The sequence below is a fragment of the Bilophila sp. 4_1_30 genome (assembly GCF_000224655.1).
Taxonomy (GTDB): domain Bacteria; phylum Desulfobacterota; class Desulfovibrionia; order Desulfovibrionales; family Desulfovibrionaceae; genus Bilophila; species Bilophila wadsworthia.
Genome location: NZ_JH114231.1, coordinates 38,682 through 41,523, shown reverse-complemented (window position 1 = coordinate 41,523; position 2,842 = coordinate 38,682). Strand labels below are relative to the sequence as shown.

Sequence of the window (2,842 nt, the reverse complement as noted above, 5' to 3'; positions counted from 1 at the left end):
GGCTGACCCGGTGGCCCCTGCGGGACGTGCTGACGCTGACGCCTGACGAAGCCGAGGCTTGGCTGGACACGGCCTGCGAGCTGGAAAAACGGCTCTCCGCCTAGCGTGCCCCTTTCATCAGATGTAGGACGACCAGCAGCACAAAGGCCGTGACCAGCCCGGCGTCCAGCGCCGCCGTCCATGTCGGGGCGTCGAAGAACCACTTTCGGGCGCAGGTCACGGCGGCGGCCACGGGAATCACCCACGGGAAGGGCCGCACGGCCTTTCCCGCGTACACAAGGGCCATGAAGCAGAGCCCGGCAAAAACGCCGTGCCCCGCCGCCTCCGGCCAGCTCGCGGTGTCGAGGAACCACTTGTCGATACAGGCGGCTATGGCCGCAACGGGAACAAACAGCGGCCACCAGCTCGCATACTGTTTGGCCATCAACTCTTGGTAGGTTTTCATGAGCACTTCTTTTGGCGTGACGTTTGCTGTGGGGGCTGCGGTAGGGGCCTCCGTCGCTTCCGCCTTTACCACGGTTTCCTCCCGCGTCAAAGGGCTCAAGTCTGATCTCAAGGGCCTACAGACCGTTTCCCAAAAATCAGGGGCACTGGTTAAAGCCAGCGCGGAACTTGAAGCGGCTCGTGCCCGTCTCAATGCTGGACCGCTCCTCCCCGAGACCAGAACCAAGCTGACCGGACAAGTGCAAGCCTCCGAGCGGGCTTTCAAAAGCGCGGAGCGGGCGGCAAAAAAATACGGCGTCACCGTCGAGAACATGGCGAAGGCACAATCCGAAACGGCAGCGGCCATCGGGCGTACCGAAGCCGCTCTCGGACGCCAACAGAAAATGCTGGCCAACCAAGCCAAACGGCAAGAGTACCACGGACAGATCATGGGGACGGTGGCCACAGCCGCCGCGGTGGTCGCCCCGGTCAAGCTCGCCATCGACTACGAAAGCAACTGGGCCGACCTCAAAAAGGTGGCCAATTTTGCCAAGGATGACGACGAAAAACGGATTAAGCAGGACATCTTCTCCGTTTCGGAACGGACGGGGCTCGGCCCGAACGAAGTCACCAAGATAGCCGCCGCTGCCGAGGCTGGTGTGGCCAACGATGCGGACGGTAATCTTGATCCCGAAAAAATAAAGAGATTCCTCAACGACGCCGCCGAAATGTCCGTAGCTTACGGCATCACCGCCGAGGAAGCCGGGGAGCGCCTCGCTACCTACCAGTCGCGCATGGAACTCACGGCGGAGCAGACCCGCGGCATGGGCGATGCCATGAACTATGTGGCCTCAAAAATGAACGCCACAGCTGCGGACACATCCTCCGTCGTCGCCCGGATGGGCGCGGTGGGAAAAATGGCGGGGTTTTCCGAAAAGTCCATCGTAGGCTTGGCCGCCGCAATGGTTTCAACCTCGGAAAACAAGGAAACCGCCGGGACGGCCATGAAGAACTTCCTGCTGACCTTGAGCCAAGGCAACGCCATGACCAAGGCTCAGAAAGAGACCATGAAGCAGTTGGGGTTTCGCAATGTCGGAGCCATCGCGGAAGGCATGAAAAAAGGCGGCAAGGAAGCGGAAAACACCCTGCTCACGGTACTCGGAGCCATCAAGAAAATGCCCGAAGCGGAACAGGCTGGCATCGCCAAGGAACTGTTCGGTACGGAATCGCTCGCCTCATTGGCCCCGCTCATCAACAATCCCAACAAACTGCGTGAGATTTTCGCGCTGGCCAACTCCGAAGAAGCCAAAGGCTCCCAGCTCGCCGAGTTCAAAACCCGCTCGGAGACGACGCAGGGCGCTCTGGATCGGCTGGCGGCCTCCGGGCAAATCCTCGCCATCACCATCGGCAGCGTGCTCCTGCCGCCCCTTGCCTCAGCCGCAGAGTTTGCCACCTCCGTCATCAAGCCTGTCCGGGCCTTGGCGGAAGCGTTTCCCGGCGTCACACGGGGGGTCATGTTCGTCGGCATCGCGCTGGTTGGGCTCAAGGTATCCGCGCTGGCGGGCGGCTACGCGGCGACCATCCTCTCGGACGGCTGGCAGATCGCCAAGGGCATCTTCGCCGCACTGCGCCCGTCCGTCATCGCGGCAACCGTGGCGCAAAAGGCCCACGCGGCGGTCGCTCTGGCCAGCGCCGCCAAAATCAAGATCATCACCGCCGCGCAGTGGCTCTGGAACGCGGCGCTCACGGCCAATCCCATCGGGCTGATCATCGTGGGCATCGCTGCGCTCGGAGCGGGGCTCGTCTGGGCCTACAACAAATTCGAAGGATTCCGGGCCGTCGTGGACACCGTCTGGACCGGTTTGAAAACCGTGTGCCCCATCCTTGAACTGGTTGAAGCCGCGTTTACCGGCACACTGACGTTCATCTCTGACCTCTGGAACGGTATGTCGCTGTACGATGCCGGAGCCAAGCTCATCGACACGCTGGTGGAGGGCGTCAAGGCGATGGCCATGAAGCCCGTTGAGACAGTCAAGGGCATCTACAAGGATATCAAGGGCGCATTCGGATTCGGAGACGACGAAGAGCCGCAATCCGCCAAGGCCGCTGTGGAAGGGGCCAAGGCGGCCTATCCCGGCAAGGACACCGCCTCCAAGCAAGAAAACGGGTTCTGGGAAGGCGTGGGAGATTTCTTCACGTTCGGCTCCAATCCCGAACAGGCCGCGCTCCAGCCCGCAGCCGCAGGGAAACCCTTCATCGGGCCGACGAAACCCGCCCTCTCCGAAGCCGCCGCCAAACCGGCACAAGCCAAACTCCCCGGGCAGACCCGGACAGCCCCCGCCTCTTCCCGCATCCCGGAATATGCCGCGTCGTGGGGAGGCACGAAGGACGCCTCCCGCCGGGAACACGGCGTCCCCGT

The 2,842-nt window shown here is 62.5% G+C and carries 2 protein-coding genes; one reads left to right on the top strand and one right to left on the bottom strand.

The features are described 5' to 3' along the window. Positions 1–100: 100 nt before the first annotated feature. Entirely contained in the window at positions 101–445 is a 345-nt protein-coding gene (locus HMPREF0178_RS00190) for a hypothetical protein (RefSeq protein WP_039958386.1), read from the bottom strand. On the opposite strand from HMPREF0178_RS00190, the gene HMPREF0178_RS00185 reads away from it, so the two are divergent. Further along, on the top strand, positions 444–2,842 hold a 2,399-nt coding region (locus HMPREF0178_RS00185), incomplete at its 3' end, for a phage tail tape measure protein (protein WP_009367879.1). The two genes, HMPREF0178_RS00190 and HMPREF0178_RS00185, sit on opposite strands and share 2 nt — an antisense overlap.